Source organism: Ahniella affigens, assembly GCF_003015185.1.
In the GTDB taxonomy this organism is placed as follows: Bacteria; Pseudomonadota; Gammaproteobacteria; order Xanthomonadales; family Ahniellaceae; genus Ahniella; species Ahniella affigens.
In genome coordinates this window covers 2,216,218-2,237,478 of the sequence record NZ_CP027860.1, presented here as the reverse complement: position 1 = coordinate 2,237,478, position 21,261 = coordinate 2,216,218, and the positions used below count along the sequence as shown (strand labels likewise).

18 protein-coding genes and 1 pseudogene are annotated in these 21,261 nt (G+C 58.4%); 17 read left to right on the top strand and 2 right to left on the bottom strand.

Features of this window, described 5'->3' with window-relative positions:
• From C7S18_RS08510 to C7S18_RS08500, 3 genes are all read left to right on the top strand, one after another.
• On the top strand, positions 1 to 411 hold the full coding sequence (locus C7S18_RS08510; protein ID WP_106891156.1) for a hypothetical protein: 411 nt from the start codon (positions 1 to 3) through the stop codon (positions 409 to 411).
• 228 nt (positions 412 to 639) lie between these two features.
• Positions 640 to 1,530 carry a hypothetical protein gene (locus C7S18_RS08505; protein ID WP_106891155.1) on the top strand — a complete coding sequence of 297 codons (891 nt, stop codon included), beginning with the start codon at positions 640 to 642 and terminating at the stop codon, positions 1,528 to 1,530.
• Positions 1,523 to 2,803 carry a type II restriction endonuclease gene (locus C7S18_RS08500; protein WP_240624004.1) on the top strand — a complete coding sequence of 427 codons (1,281 nt, stop codon included), beginning with the start codon at positions 1,523 to 1,525 and terminating at the stop codon, positions 2,801 to 2,803. The genes C7S18_RS08505 and C7S18_RS08500 overlap by 8 nt, the downstream gene beginning before the upstream one ends.
• A gap of 152 nt (positions 2,804 to 2,955) precedes the next feature.
• Here the strand turns inward: C7S18_RS08500 and C7S18_RS08495 are convergent, their stop codons facing one another.
• A complete protein-coding gene (locus tag C7S18_RS08495) occupies positions 2,956 to 5,088 on the bottom strand; it encodes a TonB-dependent receptor family protein (protein ID WP_106891154.1) in 2,133 nt (710 codons plus the stop codon).
• 903 nt (positions 5,089 to 5,991) lie between these two features.
• The gene (locus tag C7S18_RS08490) at positions 5,992 to 8,238 is read right to left on the bottom strand and encodes a heavy metal translocating P-type ATPase (RefSeq protein ID WP_240624029.1); all 2,247 of its coding nucleotides are present in this window, start codon (positions 8,236 to 8,238) and stop codon (positions 5,992 to 5,994) included.
• A gap of 415 nt (positions 8,239 to 8,653) precedes the next feature.
• On the opposite strand from C7S18_RS08490, the gene C7S18_RS08485 reads away from it, so the two are divergent.
• From C7S18_RS08485 to C7S18_RS25300, 14 genes and pseudogenes are all read left to right on the top strand, one after another.
• Positions 8,654 to 9,061 carry a hypothetical protein gene (locus tag C7S18_RS08485; RefSeq protein ID WP_146151829.1) on the top strand — a complete coding sequence of 136 codons (408 nt, stop codon included), beginning with the start codon at positions 8,654 to 8,656 and terminating at the stop codon, positions 9,059 to 9,061.
• Between the two features lie 469 nt (positions 9,062 to 9,530).
• A complete protein-coding gene (locus C7S18_RS08480; protein WP_170113182.1) occupies positions 9,531 to 10,328 on the top strand; it encodes an AraC family transcriptional regulator in 798 nt (265 codons plus the stop codon).
• Positions 10,329 to 10,553: 225 nt separating this feature from the next.
• Positions 10,554 to 11,330, top strand: coding sequence for a fatty acid desaturase (locus tag C7S18_RS08475; RefSeq protein ID WP_106891151.1), 777 nt, complete (start codon positions 10,554 to 10,556; stop codon positions 11,328 to 11,330).
• Positions 11,331 to 11,367: 37 nt separating this feature from the next.
• Entirely contained in the window at positions 11,368 to 12,198 is an 831-nt protein-coding gene (locus tag C7S18_RS08470; protein WP_146151828.1) for an SDR family NAD(P)-dependent oxidoreductase, read from the top strand.
• On the top strand, positions 12,195 to 12,875 hold the full coding sequence (locus C7S18_RS08465) for an SDR family oxidoreductase (protein ID WP_106891149.1): 681 nt from the start codon (positions 12,195 to 12,197) through the stop codon (positions 12,873 to 12,875). The genes C7S18_RS08470 and C7S18_RS08465 overlap by 4 nt, the downstream gene beginning before the upstream one ends.
• A 59-nt stretch (positions 12,876 to 12,934) precedes the next feature.
• On the top strand, positions 12,935 to 13,258 hold the full coding sequence (locus tag C7S18_RS08460) for a hypothetical protein (protein WP_106891148.1): 324 nt from the start codon (positions 12,935 to 12,937) through the stop codon (positions 13,256 to 13,258).
• A complete protein-coding gene (locus C7S18_RS08455) occupies positions 13,255 to 14,526 on the top strand; it encodes an aspartate aminotransferase family protein (RefSeq protein ID WP_106891147.1) in 1,272 nt (423 codons plus the stop codon). Before C7S18_RS08460 ends, C7S18_RS08455 begins: the two co-directional genes overlap by 4 nt.
• Positions 14,523 to 14,987 carry a type II toxin-antitoxin system RatA family toxin gene (locus C7S18_RS08450; protein WP_106891146.1) on the top strand — a complete coding sequence of 155 codons (465 nt, stop codon included), beginning with the start codon at positions 14,523 to 14,525 and terminating at the stop codon, positions 14,985 to 14,987. Before C7S18_RS08455 ends, C7S18_RS08450 begins: the two co-directional genes overlap by 4 nt.
• On the top strand, positions 14,984 to 16,111 hold the full coding sequence (locus C7S18_RS08445) for an acyl-CoA dehydrogenase family protein (protein ID WP_106891145.1): 1,128 nt from the start codon (positions 14,984 to 14,986) through the stop codon (positions 16,109 to 16,111). Before C7S18_RS08450 ends, C7S18_RS08445 begins: the two co-directional genes overlap by 4 nt.
• 32 nt (positions 16,112 to 16,143) lie before the next feature.
• Positions 16,144 to 16,947, top strand: coding sequence for an outer membrane lipoprotein-sorting protein (locus C7S18_RS08440; protein WP_106891144.1), 804 nt, complete (start codon positions 16,144 to 16,146; stop codon positions 16,945 to 16,947).
• 6 nt (positions 16,948 to 16,953) lie between these two features.
• Positions 16,954 to 18,213: a hypothetical protein gene (locus C7S18_RS08435; RefSeq protein WP_106891143.1), complete on the top strand. Its 1,260-nt coding sequence runs from the start codon at positions 16,954 to 16,956 to the stop codon at positions 18,211 to 18,213.
• Positions 18,210 to 20,543: an efflux RND transporter permease subunit gene (locus C7S18_RS08430; RefSeq protein ID WP_146151827.1), complete on the top strand. Its 2,334-nt coding sequence runs from the start codon at positions 18,210 to 18,212 to the stop codon at positions 20,541 to 20,543. Before C7S18_RS08435 ends, C7S18_RS08430 begins: the two co-directional genes overlap by 4 nt.
• Positions 20,530 to 21,018: an SRPBCC family protein gene (locus tag C7S18_RS08425; protein ID WP_106891141.1), complete on the top strand. Its 489-nt coding sequence runs from the start codon at positions 20,530 to 20,532 to the stop codon at positions 21,016 to 21,018. Before C7S18_RS08430 ends, C7S18_RS08425 begins: the two co-directional genes overlap by 14 nt.
• Positions 21,015 to 21,254, top strand: a pseudogene (locus tag C7S18_RS25300) (hypothetical protein); the annotation flags it as partial. The gene C7S18_RS08425 and the pseudogene C7S18_RS25300, both read left to right, overlap by 4 nt.
• Positions 21,255 to 21,261 lie beyond the last annotated feature (7 nt).

Below are 21,261 nucleotides of genomic sequence, written 5' to 3'. Positions count from 1 at the left end.
ATGAATCCGAATTCCGTTGTGTCCCGCTGGACATCGCAAAAGCGTATACGAGGGCTTGTGTCGTCCCTTGCGCTTGTCTTAATCGTCGCTCTGACTGTCGCCTCAGCGGCCGCCGCTGACACGCCTGGCCTCCTGCATCGCGTCCTGATGCGGGGCCAAATTCTTGAAAAAGAAAACGGGACCCTGGTGGTGTGCATCGGCAAGCAGGATGGCGCCCAAGTGGGCCAGGAACTCGACGTGATTCGACATGTTCGCACGGTCGCCAACCCGAAGCAGCACGGCAAACGCTTTCTCCGCAAGGAAGTCGGTCGGGTCCGGATTACCAGCCTGTTCGACGAACACTACGCCACGGCTGAACTGCTGGATGGCAGCGCGCGGGTCAATGATAGCGTTGAATTGATCGACAAGTAAGCGATTGCGCCACCTCGCCGCCGGTCGCTGGCGGCGGGGCAAGGCCTCTCCGGGGGCAAGCGCTCGGACGGCGGATGCGGCAGTGACTGATGCTGCCAGGCAACCGCTGGACGACGTCAATTGCTGGCGACACTCGAGATCCTGATCCGGTGCTTGCAAGCGTCGGGGTTTCTGGTTCGCGCTAGACTTGTTTCGGGTATTGAGGGATCAATTGGCAATGGTGATCGCATGATGTTCAAGACGATGTTTGGGGAAATCGAGCAGCGCCTGCCCGATTACGCCCTGTGTGCCCGCGCGTTGCTCAAGACCGTGCCGCTCGCGCTTTCGGTGCAATTGCTCATTAACCTGTTTGACTGGTCGCCGACATCGCGTTCCCGGCTCATCTTGCAGGGCCTGATCTTGCTATTGGTGCTGCCATTTGCGTTTAGCCCGATCTTGGTGTCAGTTTTCGCGTGGATTACGGCGCGCCGAGATGCACTGTTCTATCAGATACTGGCTGCCTTCGTGTTCGCAATAATCCCGCTCTGGCTGTATGCCACGGCCAGTCGCCTGATTGCGGACCTCACGGGCGTCGATCCCGCTGTCTTTGATTCAGCACCCTATTTGCTCGGCCTCTTCCTGGCGCCAAGTCATGTGTTACTGGCTTGGGCGGCCTATTATCTCGAAGTCGCAGGCATGCTGGCCATCATGATTCCCGTTGCCATCCTCATGCTGCTGCTGGTGAAACCATGGCACGGCAAGGCGATGCTATGGTCGCAGGTCTGGCCCATTGCTTTTCAACTGCTGTGGTTTGCAGTTGCTTGGCTAATTTGGGGTTGGATCGCCACCCAGTCGGTCACCGCCGCAGAGAGCAGCCGGCAGCAGATCGCGCGCTCAGCCCTACGCTATTTCTACACCTCTCCGGCAACCGAGTGTGCGATGCCAGCTCGGACGCAAGGACGCCGGGTCAGCGACGGTCTCGTGCTATTGGTTAGCGTCGATGATCCATCGCCAACGTTTTGGCTGGACACTTGCGAGCCTTGTCTCGGGCCGGTGTTGACCCCGGGTGCGCCACGCCAGTGTTTCGCTGCGCCGACCGTGGCGCCGCCCGACCCGATCTCGGACCAAGCCCGTGAATAGCCTGCTGCCAAGGACCGACGTCGAAGCCTTGCTGACGCGCTGGCGAGCCTTGGCTACTGGCACTTATCAAAGTTGGTTTCTTTGGGAAGAGCGATTGAAGAACTTCCGCTCGATTCGCAGAGGCCTGCAGACCGTCGCGACCGAGATCGCGCAGGGAACCTTCGGATACGCCTATCGGGGCTCGTCCCTAGAAACCGTGGTGCGCGCGGTCGCCGAGCAACGCCAACTGTTCAAGGGCGCCGATCATGCCTTCTTGTGGAAGCCAAAACTACGGATTCCAGACATTTACGAACACCCAGACAATCAACGGCGATTCGGGCAGTTTCTCAATGCTTGCGACTGTTGCACTCGCGAGGCAGACATCGTTGCCGCCATTCATGCACTGGATGCGGCACGCATCAAAGGGCTGGGACCGGCGGCGGCCAACTTGTTGTACTTCGTTCACCCTACTTGGGTGGTGCCCTCGAACACCGCAATCGTTCGCGGCTACAACGCTTTGACGGGCGCCAAAGTCAAACTGGGGAGTTGGGCCGACTACTTGGCGATGCGACACGGGATCCTCGCGATCAACGGTGAACACGCCAAGTACTTATCGAACGACCTGGGTGCCGTCGCCGGATTCCTATTCGATCTTGGCGTCGGGCACTTGCCCCTCCCGCCAGGGGTCGCAGACCCACGAACTCATGCACACTGGGAAGCTGATCTGGCACGCGTGCGTGACGATGCCGCGGCGCTGCGCTTGCGCGCCACTCAAAACGCTGACGACCAGACACATACTGACGTCCAAGGCTGGCTTCGCGATCTCGGCCTACAACTTGGCTTTCGCGTCTGGATTGCGTCCAATGATCGCGGACGCAGTTATGGTCAGGGTCGACTCGCCGATGGCTGTCTGACCGCCCTGCCGGCTGCGCTGGCAGAATCACCTGCTGCTGAGGCCATCGGTCTCATCGACGTATTATGGCTCGATACCGAAAATCGTGCCGTTGCCGCCTTTGAAGTAGAGCACAGCACCAGTCTGTATTCCGGCATTGTCCGCATGCTGGACCTCGCACTCGGTGCTGAACAAGGTCTGGCATGCCATTATTTCCTGGTCACCCCGGATCATCGTGAAGGCGATTCACGCGCTCAGTTCGCGCGCCCGGCGTTTCAGCGCGTACGCGAGCTCAATTTGAAGTTTCTGCCGTACAGCAGCCTACAGGAACATCGGGTGGCGATGGGTCGTTTTGGCTCAGGTTTGAAGCCTTTGGAGGCTCTGGCTCGCCCGCTGCGCTAATCCGCGCACGTTGCCGAAACATCAGCCCCGCACCGGAGATTGCGGCAGTCCCGGACAGGCCATGCGAACAGTCCAGAAGTCACTGCGACTTTCCGATACCGGCGAGATCCGCAGCGCTCAAATCGGACCGCCAGAGGATTGCGGACCGGCATTCAGAATCGGTAGCTGGCACCGATCACCAATTGCCTCGGCGCACCGGGCAGGATCCCACGCGTCCGGTCCGCAATGTAGTCGCGGTCAAAGACATTCTTCATCGTCGCGTAGAAAGTCCATCCCGACAGTTGAGGGTGGTAGTTCCCTGACAGATTGACTAAGGTCACAGCACCCAATTCCCCAAATTGTCCATTGCCGAGCATCAGCGCTGCTTCCGTGTTGGCAAAATCCGCAAACTGACTCCCAACGAAAACGCCTTCAATGGCAGCGTCCCACGTTGGGTTGCCAAGCCCCATCCGCAACGACGCCGTTTGCTTGGGAGCATAGGGCATGCGCCGGCCGGCACCGCTGCCTGCAACAATCTGCCTATTGTCGACACGAATCAATGCGGACCGTTGCTCGGCCACAGGCATTGACGTTACAGCGAACTCCAGAAACGGACTCAGGCCGTGGCGCGTCGTCGGCGCGAATTCTGTCCGAGCCGACAGTTCCACACCTTGGTAGCGTGCGCGGCCTTGGGCCAAGGGCGTGCTGCCGCCAGCGATCGAACCGATGGCGATCTGGTTCCCAAAATCGTTGTGAAATGCCGCCAATTCGTAAGTAAGTTGATCAAGGAGTTGCCCGCGCAATCCTAATTCAATGTTGCGACTGGACTCGGGATCCAAGTCGACGCTGCCGCCATTGTTGCCAATCAAGTCCTCCACTCGCGGCGGGGCAAAACCGCGGTGAGCACCGGCAAAAAGCGTCGTGTCCGGATTGACCGCAAACGTGAGCCCGATGCCTGGGATCCAGGCTGTCACGCGGTCTCGGCCGCGCGCACCCGAGCCGAGTCGGTTGCGGCGTGTCAGCTCAACGTTTTCGTATCGAAGGGCCGGAATCAGCGCAAAGCGGTCAAATTCGAATCGGTTTTGCAGGAATCCCGACCAGGCGTCGACCGTGCGCTCATTGTGCTCTACCAAGCGTCCGGTCGTAGCTATCGGCGAATCGCCATTGAACTGCAATCGATCTTGAGTTTCTCGATGAACTCGCAGGCCGGTTTCAAGGCTGCTATCCGCCGAGCCCAAAGACCAAGAGCTCTGCAAGCGTGGTTCCAAGCCGAGCGTCGTGAAGTCGCGGTTGCGGTTTTGCCGAGAATTGCAGGCGTCTACATTGACCCGCGTGCCGGCGAGTCGCGCATTCGTGAAAGTTGAGCCACACTGACCATCGGTCGTGCTGCTCGATTGTCGGCCCCAATCCCGGTGAAATTCGTAGTAGTACGCATTGCTCACCAGACTCGATCGCGTGCCGAGTGGCGTCGCCCATGTCGCGGAGGTGCCAAAGCGCTCAATCTGAAAGCGGTCATTCGCGAATGGGTTGTACGCCGGACCGAAGTTTCGGTACTCAGCATCCGTCAGACCCGAATAGGTCACCATCGAGTCTTCACTGAGCACGCTTGCTCGAACGGTCAGTCGCTGATCCGAGCCGAACTCATGGGTCCATTTGTAGTGCGCGTCAGATTGTTTCAGCGCTTGGTTGTCGCGGGCGCCATCACCCTGTTTTTGAACGACGTCAAGTAATTGCCCCTTACCCCCGACTTGGGCGCGAGCACGACGATATCCAAGGGACCCGGCCGATAAGTCAATCGCTGTGGTGAACGTCTCCGGCGGCTCAGGCGTCAAGTAATTGACGACGCCACCAATGGTCTGGGGTCCAAATCGCAGCATGCCCGTCCCTTTCAAGACCTCAATGCGTTCATAGCGCTCAATTGGGGCATGGAAATAACTGGCATTGTCACCATAGGGGGCATAGGTAAATGGCAATCCATCTTCGAGCAGGAGAACTTTGGTCGATCGCGTCGGGTTGAGGCCTCGGATGCCAATATTGGGCCGCAATCCAAATCCTTCCTCGTCGCGGACAACGACGCCCGGAACCTTACGCAGCGCTTCATTGACCGATAGCACATGTGCGCGCTCCAGATCGGCGGCCTCTAACGTGTGCGCGCTTCCGGGCTGATCGGCTGCCTGTTCGCGAGTACCAACGACGACGACCGTTTTCAGCTTCGGTGACGTCGGTTCTGCGAACCCCCATCCAGCGTACGCGCTGGTGGCAAGGATCCAGGGCACAACAACGCGCTTCAATGTCGAGGTGTTCATGAATTCGGGCCGCTAACAAAGGAGTCAGCATTCAAACAGTAATGCGACGTATTCGCAATTACAATCCTGTCATCTTCCGAGGGACCGACACCGCAACGAAAACTACCCATGACGCTCGAATATTGAAACGTGGAGCCTACCGCCGCCAAAACGGAGCCATTGAACTACTTCTCCTCGATCGCCGCGAACCCTGTCACGCTCCAACAGCCAAGTACCGCCGACCACGGCACCATCTGGAAACCCCAGACACTGGCCGGGAGAACCCCCAAAGCCCAGCGACAAGGTCAAAGTGCGACCCGTCTTTCGCGCCTCACTCTCGCGGCCCCCCCATAGCAGTCCTTGAGCGCGCTGACTGACCGGGAGCAGTTATCGGTGACGTCAAGCACTCGGTCGATAGTCTTAAATGACTCAGTATTAGCATAAGAAAATGGGGCGCACCCGCTTGAGGCCTCAGCGCCTCATCGCTTCGCCGGCCGAGTCCTTTGACCACCGCGCCATGAACACCGCCGTCAATCGGTCAAAGTCCTCAGAACCTCTGCACCCGGATCTCACCGCAAATCCTTCTGATTGAGGGAGACCATGATCGAGTGCGCCCTGGGCACACTCGCCAGCCGAGCCTTCAATCTCAGTCGGTTGATGATCGGCGCGCTACGATGCGAGGGAAGAACAATCGGTCGCTCCCGTTGCGACATCTTCACCCCATGGATTCAGAACGACTGAGCAACATTCGACCGCCACACTCTGCCGGAGAATCAACCGGTAGTCAGATATGTCCGGCCATCAAGGCGCCTATTGTTACCGCGCCGCCCGTGGCAGTCAGCAGCTTGCGATTGCTTGCGGGGATTGATGCAAAACCCCAGTGACCGATTCCAACGCAATTGCCGGCGGAAGCCAAACGCCTGATCACGCAGCCGAACGAAGTCGAAGCGCATTCACGACCACGGATACCGAGGACAGGCTCATCGCCAAAGCGGCGAGCATGGGGCTCAGCAACCATCCCCAGAATGGAAACAAGACACCCGCCGCGATCGGTACGCCGAGGGCGTTGTACACAAACGCAAACAGAAGGTTTTGCTTCATGTTTGAGACGGTGGCTTCGGAGATTTGCCGCGCCCGCAGAATGCCACGCAGATCGCCCTTGACCAAAGTGACTTGCGCACTCGACATCGCCACGTCAGTCCCAGTGCCCATTGCTATGCCCACGTCAGCAGCCGCCAAAGCTGGCGCATCGTTGATGCCATCGCCCGCCATGGCCACACAGCGTCCCTCCCCCTTCAAAGCTTCGACTAGCGCAGCTTTCTGCTGCGGCCGCACCTCGCCATGGACCTCATCGATGCCGAGATGACGAGCCACCGACTCAGCGGTACTGCGGCTATCGCCCGTCGCCATCACGACTCGAATTCCGGCACGCTGCAAGGCAGTGATGGCGTCCGGAGTCGTCGCCTTTATCGGATCTGCCACTGCTAACAGCCCAATCAATCGTTGATCGATCGCGAAGTACATGACACTGGCGCCGTTGACCAGCAAGCGTGCCGATGTTTCGATCGCGTGCTCGATTTCCACTCCATGATCATGCATCAGCGTTGCGTTCCCAAGCAGCAAGTCATGGCCTTCGACTTGACCACGCACGCCCAGTCCAATCACCGACTCAAACTCCGAGACCGGCGCCAAGACCAGTTGACGCGCACGCGCCTCGGCAAGAATGGCCTCGGCGAGGGGGTGCTCGCTGCCTTGATCCAGACTGGCCGCCAAACGAAGCAGATCGTTTTCACCCCAGCCATTGAACACAGCGATGGATTGAAACCTCGGTCGCCCCTCGGTCAACGTGCCGGTTTTGTCGACAATGATCGTATCAACCAAGCGCAGACGCTCAATGGCTTCAGCATCGCGAAACAATACGCCCCGCTGCGCTGCGCTTCCGGTCGCCACCATCACAGACATTGGTGTTGCCAATCCAAGCGCGCAGGGACAAGCAATGATCAGCACGGCGACCGCGTTGACAATTGCATACGTCCAAGATGGCTGCGGTCCGTACATGCCCCAAGCCAGAAAGGTGATGATCGCCGCCCAAAGCACTGCCAAGACAAACCAGTAACTGACTAGGTCCGCCATCCGCTGCATCGGCGCCCGCGAACGCTGGGCTTGTGCGACCAACTGGACAATTTGTGCGAGAAGTGAATCACGCCCCAATCGGTCCGCACGAATGACCAAGCTGCCCGACCCGTTGAGGGTTGCTCCCATGACCGGATCGCCGGGGCCTTTCTGAACCGGAATCGGCTCACCTGTCAACATCGACTCATCCACCACTGAACGACCTTCCAAGACCTCGCCATCAACCGGCACCTTTTCCCCGGGGCGCACCCGCAATCGGTCGCCTTGATGAACGTGCGACAACGGGATGTCCTCATCACTGCCATCGTCTCGCAGTCGCCTCGCGGTCTTTGGCGCGAGTCCCAACAGCGACCGGATCGCAGCCGAAGTACTCTGTCTCGCTTGCAACTCCAGAATCTGACCCAGCAAGGTCAATGAGACGATGATCGCCGCTGCTTCATAGTAGACACTGACGCCGCCGTGGCCTCGAAACGCCTCCGGAAACAGTCCAGGCGCGATCGTCGCAACGAGGCTATACGCATAGGCAGCGCCGACGCCGGTTCCGATCAGCGTCCACATGTTTGGACTGCGCTCTCGGATCGAGTCCAACCAGCGCCCGAAAAACGGGCCGCCAGCCCAAATGATCACCGGCGTGGCGAGCAGCAACTCCAACCAGATCCGGGTCGAGCCCCACTCCTTCCAGATCGACTCGCCCAACATGGCGATCACCAATACCGCCAAAGAGAACGGCAACGACCACCAGAACCGACGCTGAAAGTCCCTAAGTTCTGGCGAACCGTCTGCATCCAGACTCGGCATCATCGGCTCCAATGCCATTCCACATCGCGGGCAATTTCCGGGTCGATCGCGAATCACGTCCGGGTGCATAGGACACACAAACTGCTGACCCGGCTCAACGGGATCGTCAGGTGCTGACGTTCGATCTGCCAGATACTTTTGCGGCTCTTGTTGAAACCGCTGCAGACATTGTGGTGAGCAGAACCGTAGAGTTCGCCCGCCGACCGCCGACACAAATGTTGAGTCTGCTCGAACCACCATGCCGCAAACCGGATCGCGATCCGACAACGTTTCGGCATCGTTGTCACCTGCGATCCGTCCGCCATGCGCGCTGGCCTCGCACGATTCGTTATTGACTTCAGTGCCGTGACAATGATCGGTTGGTTTCGGCGGGGTCTGCATCGGAACTCCTGTTGCTTCACAATGATAGTCTGGCCGCGTCGACCGGGTGACGCGCCATGCTGCCAGTACGCGCACCGCGTTGCTCTTAGGCGCGCCCGGCATGGGGGTCGGGTGCCTATTGTTCATCGTTCAATCACGAATAACGGCATCAAGATCCAAGATAACCAACATGTAATCTTGGTGTCACTGATTTGCCGATTGGGTTTTGGCACCTTGTGTGGATGGTTGACATCCGTTCAAGCCACCTTCCCACCGCTCACAATGAGGACGATTGATGTTTCCCTATTTTTTGCGCGCTACCCACATGCATCGAAACCTCACCAGTATGCTCCTCGGCCTCAGCATGTGTGTCATCGGGCTGAGCGCGACCGCGGATGCCACGCCGGTCTCACTGGCACATGGCCTGTTCATGCGCGGTCAGATTGTAGATGTCGACAACGCCACACTGGTTGTCTGTATTGGCCGCTCCGATGGCGCTGAAGTTGGCCAAGAACTCGATGTCATTCACCACCGCCGCACCAGTATTGGCCCAAAGGGTGTCGGTCGATTCAAGCGAGACACCATCGGCAAGATCCGGATCAACGCGATTCTTGATGACCATTACGCTGAAGCAACACTTGTCAGTGGCAAGGCCAGTCAGTACGACACCGTAGAACTGATCAAGCCCAAGCAAGACCCCTGAACCAAGCGACCTCGGCAGTCTGTGAGTTGGCCGACAACGGCGTAGTTGCTCTCGGGCTCAGCCGCTTCCGGCGGCCTGTAGAACCGAGCCACCGGCGCCAGCAAAGCGCAATTTATGCAAGCAGATCACTTCGAGTTCTGCCATCGCGTTGATTACGTCGCACGCGACGCGAGCGACCGGCGGAGGCATGTTCCAACCCCCTACTGGGCCGGTCAGTCCTGATGGTTCGCAAGGCCGCATTCGCCGGGTTGCCACGTTTATTCCGGCGAATCAACGGGATCCCTAAACTGACAGACCAAGGCCTCCCCTATGGTCGGAATCGACGTCGCAATCTCGATTTACGCTGAGCGATCGGGGCTGCGCTGACTTCCGTCAAGATGACGCGAATGTAACTCATTAGTCACACCTAGTCGCGGGCTCTCCTGCAACTCTGTAAGGCATGGCTAAGTTGGCTTGCAGGACTGAATCGATGGCAAAGGTGTGGCATGGGGATGTCTGGATTGGCGCAGCAGCCGCCTACTTCGTTGGTAGCGCCGATGACAACGAACTGCACGCGCATTATGCGCTTCAGGTGTGCATCGCGCTTCGCGGTTCTTTTTCTGTGCGAGACGATGATGGCCGTTCGCACGACGTCCATGGCATCTTGATTCCCTCGGGCAAGCGACACTGCGTCTCCAATCCAACAAAGGCGACTGCAGACACATTCATGTTGTTCGTGGAGCCGAACTCGGACTTGGGGCGTTTGCTCTTCGATGCCTTTCCAGGGCTGCAGCAGGAGATGGTCCCGATTGACGCCGATCGACTGGCAACGATGCGGCATCGCCTGGACGCGCTCTTGATCGAGGGCGGCGACCGCTTGGTTCGCGAAATGGTTTCCATCCTCACTGGCGGTGCATGGCGTCACCGCGCAATGGATCGACGGGTTGCCATGGCGCTACACCATATCGACAGTCACTTGCACGAACCTGATGGGCTGGAGCATGTCGCTAATCGACTGGGCATCAGTTCACGCTATTTGCGCAAGCTATTCGAACAAGAAATTGGACTGTCGCCGCAACGCTATCGGCAATGGAGCAAATTGCGCCAAGCCTTGGCAAGCATTGTTGCCGGCGCCTCATTCACCGATGGTGCCGCTGCCGGCGGGTTCACCGACTCGGCGCACTTTTCGCGCACATTTCGCGACATGTTTGGCGCCCCGCCGTCAATGATTTTTGAATCCTCCGCGCGCCGCGCGCAACACTTTCGCGCGCCCTCATCCGACATCTAAGTCACCTTAATGCGAGCCCGCGCCAGGGCGTTGGACTTCCGTTAGTTACAAGTTGAGCATCACGTAAGCGTTTGACGTTCCGCTTTTTACAAGCTGAAGCAATTGCTAGCGCGCACAATGCAGGGGTCGTCGGGGGCACGCATTGCGGTTGACCCAACCGTCACTTTTCCATTGTCGGCGCCAGTCCAACGACCGGACTTGCGCCCCATGATTTGACTCGTTCTGATGCCCACAGCAGATAGCAAGACTTTCAACCCGACCGTGTGGCTAGCCTTGACCACGCTGATCGCCTTTTACGGCTCACTGGCCGCCTTTGCGCTAGGGTGGTGGCCGATATGGCTGTCGGCTCTGGTCAATGGCATCTCACTCTATGCGATGTACAGCGTGAGCCACGACGCCATCCACGCTATTGCGACCCCGCATCGGCGTTTGAATGATGTATTGGGGCGGGTATGTGCGTTCCATGAGGGCATGACCTACCCGCTGTTCAAGATTTCGCACATGATGCACCACCGCTACACCAATCATCCCGACTGGGACCCTGATTGGGTCATCGGGCGCAAGCCGCGCTGGCTGTTGCCGCTGTGGGTCGTGGTGCGTCTATTGCACGACAATCAATACATGTTGCGCCAAGGTTTGTGGCGTACGCGCCGCCGATACTTGTTGGAGCACTTGGTGACCATCGGTTTGCAGGTCGCCTACTTCAGTTTGCTGGCGACCTGGTTCGGGGTGGTTCAGGCGGTGTTCCTTTGGGTTATTCCGCTCGCGATCGCAGGGGCTTCGGTCGAGTTGCTCGTCGCCTGGCTGGTGCATTACCCGCAGGAATCCCAGGACAAGTTCCGGCATACCCGGTTGATCCGGTCACGCCTGCTACAAGTCGTGATGCTGAACCATAACTTGCACCTCGTTCACCATTTCTGGCCACGCACCCCCTGGTTCGAATACCCGGCTCGACTGGCGGAGGCCGAACGCATTTTGAAGTCCGCGCGCCCGTCGTCGTGACGTGCGGCAACTAAAACGATACGAAGGAGACAAATTGATGAATTTGCATGGCGCAAGAATTCTGATCACTGGTGCTGCGGGCGGCTTGGGCAGCAAGACCACCGAACTCTTGATACGCGCTGGCGCGCGGGTGATCGGGGTCGATATCCGAAAGCCCGAAGGCAACTGGCCAGGCACCCGCTTTGTCACGGCTGATTTGACCAAGCGTGAGGAAGCGCGAGAGGCAATCGATCGGGCCATTGAGGCCCTGGGCGGGCTCGACATTCTGGTCAACAACGCAGGCACGTTGTCGCTGCAGGATGCCGGCATCCAGCCGACACTTGGATCCCGCCACAGCATGGAAGTGAACTTCTGGGCACTGTGGAATCTGACCGCCGAAGCGATGCCGCATCTGCTGAAAACAAACGGCAAGGTGATCAATATTGCGTCTCTATTTGCGGCAGTCAATGCACCGCTTATTCCGTCCTATGGCGCCAGCAAGCGTGCCGTCGTGGCCTTTTCGGACTCCCTGCGCATGCAGTACCACGGCCGTGTCACCGTAACAACGATGTATCCGGGGTTCATTAACACGGCCATTCATACGGATGCCGTTCGTCAAGGACTGTCTGTAGCCAAGATCATCGACATCCGCCCGTTGGGTCTCAAACTAGTCAGTCTGGAAGAACCGGTTGCAGCCGCAGCAGCCGGCGTCGTCCGCGCCTGTCGTCGACAATACCGGGATGTCGGAACAACTCGCATGGGCACATTGACTTTGTGGGCGGCGCGTCACCTGCCATCGTTTGTTGATGCCTTCATTCGCACGCGCATTGGCTACATGATTCGGAAAGGCACGCTCAAGATTGAACTCGACAATCCGGTGTTCCCATGACCGGTATGGTCTCCCATCTGCATGCGCCGACGCTACGGGCGACTGGCACCGTTCTACTGACCGGCGCTTCTGGTGTCGTCGGTGCTGCCTTGTGGCCAGTCTTGCTCGAGCGCGGTTTTCGGGTCATCGCCCTGACGCGTGCGAATCGCGTTGCCGACCCGCAGGTGGTCAATGTCACTGGCGACATTTCGGAGCCGGACTTTGGCTTGGACTTGAGCGCGCTCGCGTTGGCCTACGGCCCGATCGATTGCGTCATCCACTCTGCAGCGTTGACCCATTTCGGCAAGTCGGAAGCCGAAATGCTTGCCACCAATGTACGTGGCACGCAACATGCAGTCGCGGTCGCCGAAGCGCTGGGTGCCCGCTTCCTGTATGTCAGCACCGCTTACACTTACGACCTAAAGCTGCCCGAGTACTTACAGGAGTACTCCACCTACTGTGACTCTAAGCGGCAGGCCGAAGCCTTTGTGCGCGCCAACGCTTCTGACTGGACGATCATTCGGCCTTCAATCGTCGTTGGCGATTCTCGCACCGGCGCGATTGCGCGTTTCCAAGGCTTGCACACTATTGTTGGCGCGATCTTGCAGGGGTTCGCGCCGGTGATTCCGGCTAAACAAGATGCGATTGTCGACTTGGTGCCTCTCAGGACACACTGGCCCATGCCATTGCAGCGCTAGCTGGCCGGAACGGGCAAGAGCGCGAGTACTGGATTACCCGTGGTGAACAGGCCGATCGCGTGCTCGCCCTGCACGGCGTGTTCCAGAGTTATGTGCGGCACTGCGGCTACGACCGCACCCTACCCAAAGTCGTCGATCCCGAGGTCATTGATCGTCTGTTCATTCCGGTGTTCATGCCAAGCCTGCCAGAAGGTGCGCGCCGACGCCTAAAGGCCTTGGTCGACCATGCCTGCTACTTCAATCTTAGCGAACCCTTTCCGAGTAACTACGACGCCCTCGCGACCGAATTCGGATTGCCGCCGATGCCGGACCGTGATGCCGTCATCCAGGCGAACTTGGAGTACTGGGCTGCAGAAACCCGGTTCAAGGAGCGTGCTGCGTGATCGCCCTGATTCCTGATGTCGAAGAATTGATTGATACCCACCATGATCACGTCAATCGTGGCATGGCAAGGTTGATGCGCCTACTCAATTTGGGGGTAGAGGCGACCGCCGATGGCGCGCATGTGCTCGACCATCAGGGCACGCGCTACCTGGACTGTGGCGGCTATTGCGTGTTCCTGCTCGGTCGCAAGCATCCACGAGTTTTACAAGCAGCCTACCAGCAGCTTGAGCATGTAGCCTTAGGCTCCCGGCTGTTGGTCAACCGACAGCAAGCGGAAGCCGCAAAGGCCCTCGCACAGATTGCGCCCTCCGGGCTGTCGTATGTGTGGCTGGCCAACTCCGGTGCGGAGGCGGTTGAAGCCGCGATCAAGCTGGCCAAAGTCAATGGTCGGCAACGCTTCGTTGCGATGAAGGGCGGTTTCCATGGCAAGACGCTAGGTGCCCTGAGTCTGACCCACAGCCCTAAGTATCGGCTGCCCTTCGCGCCCTTGCTGCCCGGGGTCAGCTTTGTTGACTATGGCGATGTCGACGCGCTCGCCCACGCATTGGCCGACACCGGCTCGGAGACCGCCGTGGTCTTAGAGCCTATTCAGTCTGAGGCCGGCGTGATCCTGCCGCCTGCTGGCTATCTGAAGGCGGTCGAAGACCTGTGTCGTCAGCGTGGCGCCTTGTTGATCATCGACGAAATTTCCACGGGGCTTGGTCGTACCGGAAGTTGGTGGGCCTGTCAGGACGAAGGCGTCACACCTGACATCCTGCTCTGCGGCAAGGCGCTTTCGGGCGGCATTGTGCCGGTCAGTGCCGTGCTCTGTCGCGCTGAGCTTTATGAAGCCTTCAACCGCAATCCGCTGGTACACACCTCGACTTTCGCGGGGTCGCCGTTAGTGTCTGCGGTCGTGAGCGCCACCATCGAGGCACTGATTGCTTTGGACGCCCCACAGCGCGCGCGTCAGCTGGGCGATCAAATTCGGAATGGCCTGAATGCCATTCAGGCGCGGAGGCAGTTCCCCTTTCTCAAGGCTATCCGTGGCCGCGGTCTGCTCCTCGCGCTGGAGTTTTCGGAGGAGGCGTTTGCGGGCGAGTTCCTGCTCGAAATGGTTGCCCATCACGTCCTCATTTCCCATTCCCTAAACGCCCATGCCACGGCACGTTTGACGCCGCCGGTCACCCTCAGCGACGCCAATGTCGCCGAACTGCTGACCGCAGCAGAGGACGCGCTCCTCGCCATTCATCACCGCTATTTCGGATCTAAGGAACACCTCGCATGAAAACCGTCGAGCTGCGCTTCTTCATTGCGCAACCTGCCACCTCTGTGTACGAAGTTATTGCCGATTTTCCCAGTTATGAGACCTACGCGGACGCCGTCCGCAAGGTCGAGCTGTACAACGTGCAAGCCAATTTCTGCGAGAGCTTCTGGGAAGTGAAATTTCGCGATGGCCTGTTGCGATGGCACGAGCGCGACGCGTTTTCGCCAGCAGAACGCCGTATCGACTTTTCGCAGACCAAGGGTGATCTCGCAGTATTTGACGGACATTGGCAGGCCGACCCTTTAGACCAGGGTACGGAATTGACGTTTCACGCAATTTTGGATCTTGGCCTACCGCAACTGGCAGCATTGCTCGAGCCGATCGCCGTGCAGGCACTGCGCGAAAACATCACGTCGATCGTCAACGGGCTGTTTGCCGGCCATGTGCGCGCCCATCCGGCGACTGCAGTGGGGGCGGCGTGAGCATTCTGGATGCCGACTACGCCGTGCTGGAATGCGCAATGCCGGGGTTCGTCGCCGCGGTCCAGAATTGTCCATTCGCCGATCGCGAAGGGGCGGATAGCCCGTTGCTCGGACTGTTTAAGGCCCATGGAGGGGTGGACATGGCGATTCCGAAAAGTCATGGCGGCAAAGGGCTGTCCGCCCCCGCGCTGGTTCGGGCGCAGCGCGCCTTGGGCGCGCTGTCGCCCTCACTTGCCATCGCTATCAACATGCATCAGTTCTCTGTTGCGACCTTGGTCGAAATGGCAAAAGCCTCGTCCGGCGTCGAATGGATGCTGTTACAGGCGATCGCCGAAGGCCAGTTGCTGGTTGCTTCGGCATTCGCCGAGGGCGCGGCCGGCGCGAGCATCCTGGAACCCTTCCTGGAGGCCCAACCTCTGGGTTCCAACTTCCGGATTAGCGGCTCGAAAAAACCCTGTAGTTTGGCTCGATCCATGGAACTGATCACGCTGTCGATTCGGGTCCCCTCTGCCGATGGCTCGAAGCTCGCGGTTGCGCTGATTCCGGCGGATACCCCCGGCATCGAAGTTCGCAAGTTCTGGAACTCCCCCATTCTCGCTGCTGCCGAGTCCGAAGAAGTCGTGTTCGACAATGTACTCGTTCACGAGAAGATGATCTCCTACTCCGGATCACGCGATGAGCTCGATCAAGTGCAACTGGCCGGCTTCATTTGGTTCGAACTCTTGTTGACAGCCAGTTACCTCGGTATTGGCTCGCGGCTACTGGAAAAACTGCTGGAAGCACCTCGGGCCACCAGTCCTGACTTGGTGTTTGTCGCCTCGCGCCTAACTTGTTCGACCCAAGCCCTGCTGCAACTCGCGACCGAGTTCGAGCAGGCCCCGCCCGATCAGCAGTCGGATCTGTTAGGTCGCATTCTGTTGACCCGTTATACGACCCAAGACCTCCTCGATGCCGCAGCGGCGCGTGCAGTTGAGGGCATGGGCGGCTTGCGTTTTGTGATGGACCCCGAAGTCGCCTACTTGCTGGCAGCCAGCAAGGCTCTGGCCTTCCATCCTCCCTCCCGCGTTTCCATGCACGACTACCTCGCGCGCTGGTTACGTGGTGCCCCTTTGGTGCTGTGCTAACCAGCCCGGAATCAGCCACGACAAGGATTGCCATGTTTCGCTTTCTGAACACTATCGCCATTCACAGTGTGCTTGCACTCGCTCCAATTTTACTCCCCCAGTTGGCTGTCGCTGCACCCTCTGATGCCCGATCCCACATTCTGGCCAATATCGAGGCGGAAGCCTCGAAAGATGAACGGACCACGGTCCGGATCACCCTGACCAACCCCCAGGGCAAAGTGCAAGAGCGAACTTTGCACTGGATCACACTGACTCTGGCCTCGGGCGACAAACGCTCGCTGGTCACGTTTGACCTGCCTAAAGCCATCAAGGGCACCAGCCTGCTGACGTTTGAGAATAAGGATCGCGACGATGAACGTTGGCTGTTCTTGCCGGCATTGAAGAAAACCCGCCGCATTTCGGGCTCAGACAAGTCGGACACGTTTATGGGTACCGACTTCGCATACGAAGACTTGGTAACCGAAGAGCCAGAAAAATATGACTATGCCTTTCCAGCAACGCAAGACTGCGGCACGCAGTGCGTCACGGTCATCGCAACACCGCGAACCGAACAAGAAAGGATTGAGAGTGGCTATGGCAAACGCCTGATCACGCTCGATACGCGCACACACATGGTGCTCCGCATCGAGTACTACAACAAAGCCGGCATTCACGCCAAGTCATTTACAGCCAGCGACTTTCAGTCCGTCCATGCCAATGGTGCACTTCGACCATTTCGAATGCAGATGGTCGATCTTATCAACCAGCACACGACTGTCATGGCGTTTCAGGGCTATCAGATTGATACTGGAGTGTCCGAGGATGACGTGTCTCAGCGGGCTTTGACCAAGGGGTGATGAGCAATGCGCAATTGGCTGACTGTTCCGACAATTGTGATGGGCGCCGCCAGCGCTCCGGCGTGGGCTCTGGAAACCACGACGACGCTGAGCGTGAGCACGATGATGACGAGTGACCCGTCGGAAGACCAAGCCCGCAACTTGGCGGGCGTTTCCGCGCTGTTTGAAGCTCAGCATGAACTCGGTGGGTGGACCCTGACGGGCCTTGCTCGCGCCGAGGAAAATCCAGAGCGCGATCGCAATGAGTACGACGATACGGTCGCTCTGCTCGAACTTCGAGCGCAGCGGGCGCTCGGCCCAATCGACCTCACGCTGGGCCGCCAGCTGGTGCGCGGGGGCCGGGCGACTTTGGTAAACCCAACCGATGTCTTTGACGCTCGCGACTCTCGCGACGCCTTGCTCGCAACGGATCGCGTGCGCGCCGTTGACGCAATGCGCTTGGCTTGGTTTCTCGACAATTGGCAAGCAACGTTTGTGACCACGCCTGTCCATACCAAGAGCCTGATGCCCCACCCCGATTCCCGCTGGTTCTTCCAACTCCCAGCCAGCGCAGATCTTGGCGATGGCACCATTGTGCCCATTGCCTACTCTTGGGCGGACTACGACGCTACTCACCTCGGCGCGCCGCAAACCCAATTCAAGCTCAATCATGAAGGCGAAGGCTTCAGTTATGCGCTGTCGTGGTTCGATGGCGAAGATACCTTGCCTACCTTTGATAGTCGTGCCCCGATTCTGGGCCCGTCCGGTCTACAAGTTGAGATTGATCAGACCTTCGCTCATAAACAGGCCTGGGGTGCCGATGCAGAACTGCTCGTCGGGAAGGCCGTGCTGCGGATCGAAGCCGCACGGATCAAGCGGCGTTTCGAAGACGGTCGCCGAGATGACTACGATCATATTGTGGCCGGATTTGACTTAAGTCTTGAGCATGGGCTCTTTGGGCAAGAAACCTATCTGGCGTTTGAGTACAGCAAACAGTTCGCACGGGACGGTCAGGACTGGAACAAGGAAGACTTGCGTCACATCCTTGCCAACGCGTTTCTGGCGCGAGTTGATGTGACCTTGGGCGATCACGACAGCGTAGTCGCCGATGTGGTCTATGACCACCTTCAGTCACAGAACGCCCTGCTGTTCGAGTACCGGCACGGCTTTAACGATCAACTCGATCTTTTCGTGACGACCGACGTGCTGGGCGGGGACGCCGAAACCTTCTTCGGTCAGTACACCCGCAATGACCGACTCGGCCTTCGATTGGAGTACACGTTTTGAACAGCCTTTTCAAGCGCCTAGCAACTCTGCCGCCAGTATGGGTGCTGCTCAGTCATGCCGTGCTGTTGATTGTCATGGCGATCGGGATCAGCAAACTGAGCCTTCGCAACAACGATGACGCTGACCTGCCCGCCGACGACCCAATTGTGCAGACTAATGATCGCTTCGAAGCGATCTTCGGCAGCAAGGACCGCGTCCTGGTGTCCCTAGAAAGCGACGACGCCTTCTCGCTGCCCTCATTGACTGCGACTCGGGAAATTGCCAATGCCTTCGTCGGTCTGCCTTGGGTCGTCGGCAACGAAATCAAGAGTCTTGCGACCATCAAGAATATCGAAGGGACTGATGAGGGCCTGGAGGTCGGTACATTGTATGGTGCCGAAGCACTGACCCCCGAGGTTGCCGCGGCGGTTCGCCATCATGCGACCTCGAACCCCTTGATTGATGGTTTCGCCGTGTCGGAGGACGGCAAGGCCTCGCTCATTCTGATCAACGTTGTTCGCGGCTCGAACCAAGCGGAAGTCTTTGAAGACACCTATCGAATCTTGGAACCCTACCGATCTGCTTTCAAGGTCCGGATTATTGGCGACCTCATCCTGTCCGAAGCCATTGATCGCGGTATCCAGACGGACGCCTTGGTGCTGTTTCCGCTGGCAGTCGTGATTCAGTTGATCGTGCTCTTCCTCGTCTTTCGCAATACGCGTTTGGTCCTGGCCAGTGTCGTGACCACGATTATCGGCATTGTTTGGACCATGGGCCTGCAAGGTTGGATGGGCTACCCAATAACAGTCGTCACGACCTCGATCCCAATCTTGATCGCCATCACAGCTGGCTCCTATGCCATCTATGTCGTACAGACGTTGCTGGAGGAACGACCCAACCAGGCTTCAACGGTGATCGCACTGGCTGAAGCGATGGCCAAGGTCGCGTTTCCGTTGGTCATTGCTTGTTTGACATCCGCAGTCGGTGCCATCTCTTTGCTCGTTTTCAAAGTCACCGCCATTGCCGAACTGGGTGTCGTGACCGGCATTGGCACAATCGCCGCACTGATCGTCGTGGTGACCTTGCTGCCGACATTGCTGCGCGGCTTTGAGCCCGCCGCGGGTCGTGCCGGGCTGAGGTCCAGTCCCGCAGGCGCACAAGCAGTGACCCAGTGGTCGCAACGACAGTTGACCCGAATGGCAGCACTGAGCATGGCCCGACCGAGTCTGACGTTGGCGGGCTATGCCGCAGTCTTGATATTTTCGCTTGTGGCGCTCGGCTGGCTCCGAACTGGCGCCAATTTTGCTGACTACCTCCCCGATGGTCATCCAATCAAGACGGACATGGCCTATTTTGACGCTCGACTGGGCGGATCGCGCTACTTCGATCTATTGATCGAGGCTCCGGAGCAAGACGGCGTGCAGGATCCTCGATTCCTGCAACGCGTCGAGGCCATCCAGAACTACGCCGAGTCGCTGCCAAATGTCGGCAAGACCATGTCCTTCGTCGATGTGCTGAAACGGATCGATGCGGTGATCCAAAACCGGACGGACGGTCAGATTCCCGAATCCTTCGACCAGGCGGCCCAATACCTGTTGCTGTATTCCATCTCCAGCTCGCCGGAAGACTTCTCAGATCTGGTCGACTATGACAATCGCCGAGTGAAAGTCTACATCCCAGTCAAAACCTCAGAGCAGGAGGCGCACGTCGCGATCTACGAGCAACTCAAAACGTTTGCGGCAGGACTTCCGAACCACGAGATTCATGTCGAGTATGGCGGCAACTTGTTGGTTTGGCTTGCCCAAATGGATTACATCATCGTCGGCAAGATCCAGAACATCATCTCCTCAGTCGTCATGATCTTTTTGCTCTGCGCCATTTTTTTCCGATCCTGGCGTTATGCCTTGCTCGCGACGATCCCAATCAGTCTCGCAATTCTGGCGACCTTTGCCCTGATGGCCGTCTTTGGAATACGCCTCGAAGTTTCGACCGCTGTGATCACTGGCATCACCATTGGCATCGGCATCGACTTCGCCTACCACTTTCTTTACCACTACCGTAGTGCCGAAGCCCATCATCCGACCGGCGCGGTCCACAGTGCGGTCAAGGAAGCGATCCATAATTCGGGGCCAGCGATTCTCTTCACGATTGCCGTGACCGTCTTTGGTTTTGCCGCGTTCCTGTTCTCGACGTTTACGCCGATTCAGAACTTCGGCTACTTGGTCGGCATCAATATGCTGTTCTCTGGACTGGCAACCTTTACGATGATCCCAGCCATGCTGGCTTGGCGATTTCGGCATCGCGCCCAGCCTACGCTCACCACACAGGTGGCTGCCGATGCAGGCTATTAAGTTCCAATACGAAGTCGAGCATGTCTTCCCCCACGCCGTGGAGCATGTGGTAGCGGTGTTTCAGGACCTCTTGGTTATTGCCCGGTGCACGCCCAAGGTGGCAGCTTACGAGCGCATTTCGGCGCAGACCCTCGACTTTACCCTGCAGACGCAGCGCGAACTGGGGCTGGAAATCACGCCACGGTATCGCTTGCAGTATTCGTTCGAAACACCCCGCACCTTGACTTGGCAGTCAGTGCCAGGGCCAGAACGGAATGTCGAGGTCGACGCCCGGGTGCAATTTGCTGCCTTGGACGCAACGAAGACGCGTGTCACGGTGTCGGAACGAATTCGTTTTGATCTCAACATTTCCTTGATTACCGCCAAGATTGTCCAGGTCATCGCCAAACGCGAGTCCAGCCAAGACATGCTCGCACTGCTACGCAACCTACAGCAGGAAGTGTCAGCGGCCTATTCGACGCGGACGCAGCCATGACGGTCGCTTCATCCGCCATCGCCTTTGAGGTACGCCAGTGTGCTGCCTTAACGGCGGACGTCGTACAAGTTCGGCTCATACCCAGTCAGGCTAAAGCTCCGCGCTATCGCGCCGGCCAGTATCTCAAGGTTCAACTCCCCGATGGCACGTTAAGGGCCTTGTCCATAGCGAGCCCGCCCGAAGCCGAACATATCGAGCTCCAGGTCCGGGTGTCACCAGACCGCCCCGCATCACAAGTGCTGC

Excerpts from the sequence above, each read along its gene's own strand:
- C7S18_RS08510 (WP_106891156.1), top strand. The coding sequence starts at position 1 with ATGAATCCGAATTCCGTTGTGTCCCGCTGGACATCGCAAAAGCGTATA.
- C7S18_RS08505 (WP_106891155.1), top strand. The coding sequence starts at position 640 with ATGATGTTCAAGACGATGTTTGGGGAAATCGAGCAGCGCCTGCCCGAT.
- C7S18_RS08495 (WP_106891154.1), bottom strand. The coding sequence starts at position 5,088 with ATGAACACCTCGACATTGAAGCGCGTTGTTGTGCCCTGGATCCTTGCC.
- C7S18_RS08490 (WP_240624029.1), bottom strand. The coding sequence starts at position 8,238 with ATGGTGGTTCGAGCAGACTCAACATTTGTGTCGGCGGTCGGCGGGCGA.
- C7S18_RS08485 (WP_146151829.1), top strand. The coding sequence starts at position 8,654 with ATGTTTCCCTATTTTTTGCGCGCTACCCACATGCATCGAAACCTCACC.
- C7S18_RS08480 (WP_170113182.1), top strand. The coding sequence starts at position 9,531 with ATGGCAAAGGTGTGGCATGGGGATGTCTGGATTGGCGCAGCAGCCGCC.
- C7S18_RS08475 (WP_106891151.1), top strand. The coding sequence starts at position 10,554 with ATGCCCACAGCAGATAGCAAGACTTTCAACCCGACCGTGTGGCTAGCC.
- C7S18_RS08470 (WP_146151828.1), top strand. The coding sequence starts at position 11,368 with ATGAATTTGCATGGCGCAAGAATTCTGATCACTGGTGCTGCGGGCGGC.
- C7S18_RS08465 (WP_106891149.1), top strand. The coding sequence starts at position 12,195 with ATGACCGGTATGGTCTCCCATCTGCATGCGCCGACGCTACGGGCGACT.
- C7S18_RS08450 (WP_106891146.1), top strand. The coding sequence starts at position 14,523 with ATGAAAACCGTCGAGCTGCGCTTCTTCATTGCGCAACCTGCCACCTCT.
- C7S18_RS08440 (WP_106891144.1), top strand. The coding sequence starts at position 16,144 with ATGTTTCGCTTTCTGAACACTATCGCCATTCACAGTGTGCTTGCACTC.
- C7S18_RS08435 (WP_106891143.1), top strand. The coding sequence starts at position 16,954 with ATGCGCAATTGGCTGACTGTTCCGACAATTGTGATGGGCGCCGCCAGC.
- C7S18_RS08425 (WP_106891141.1), top strand. The coding sequence starts at position 20,530 with ATGCAGGCTATTAAGTTCCAATACGAAGTCGAGCATGTCTTCCCCCAC.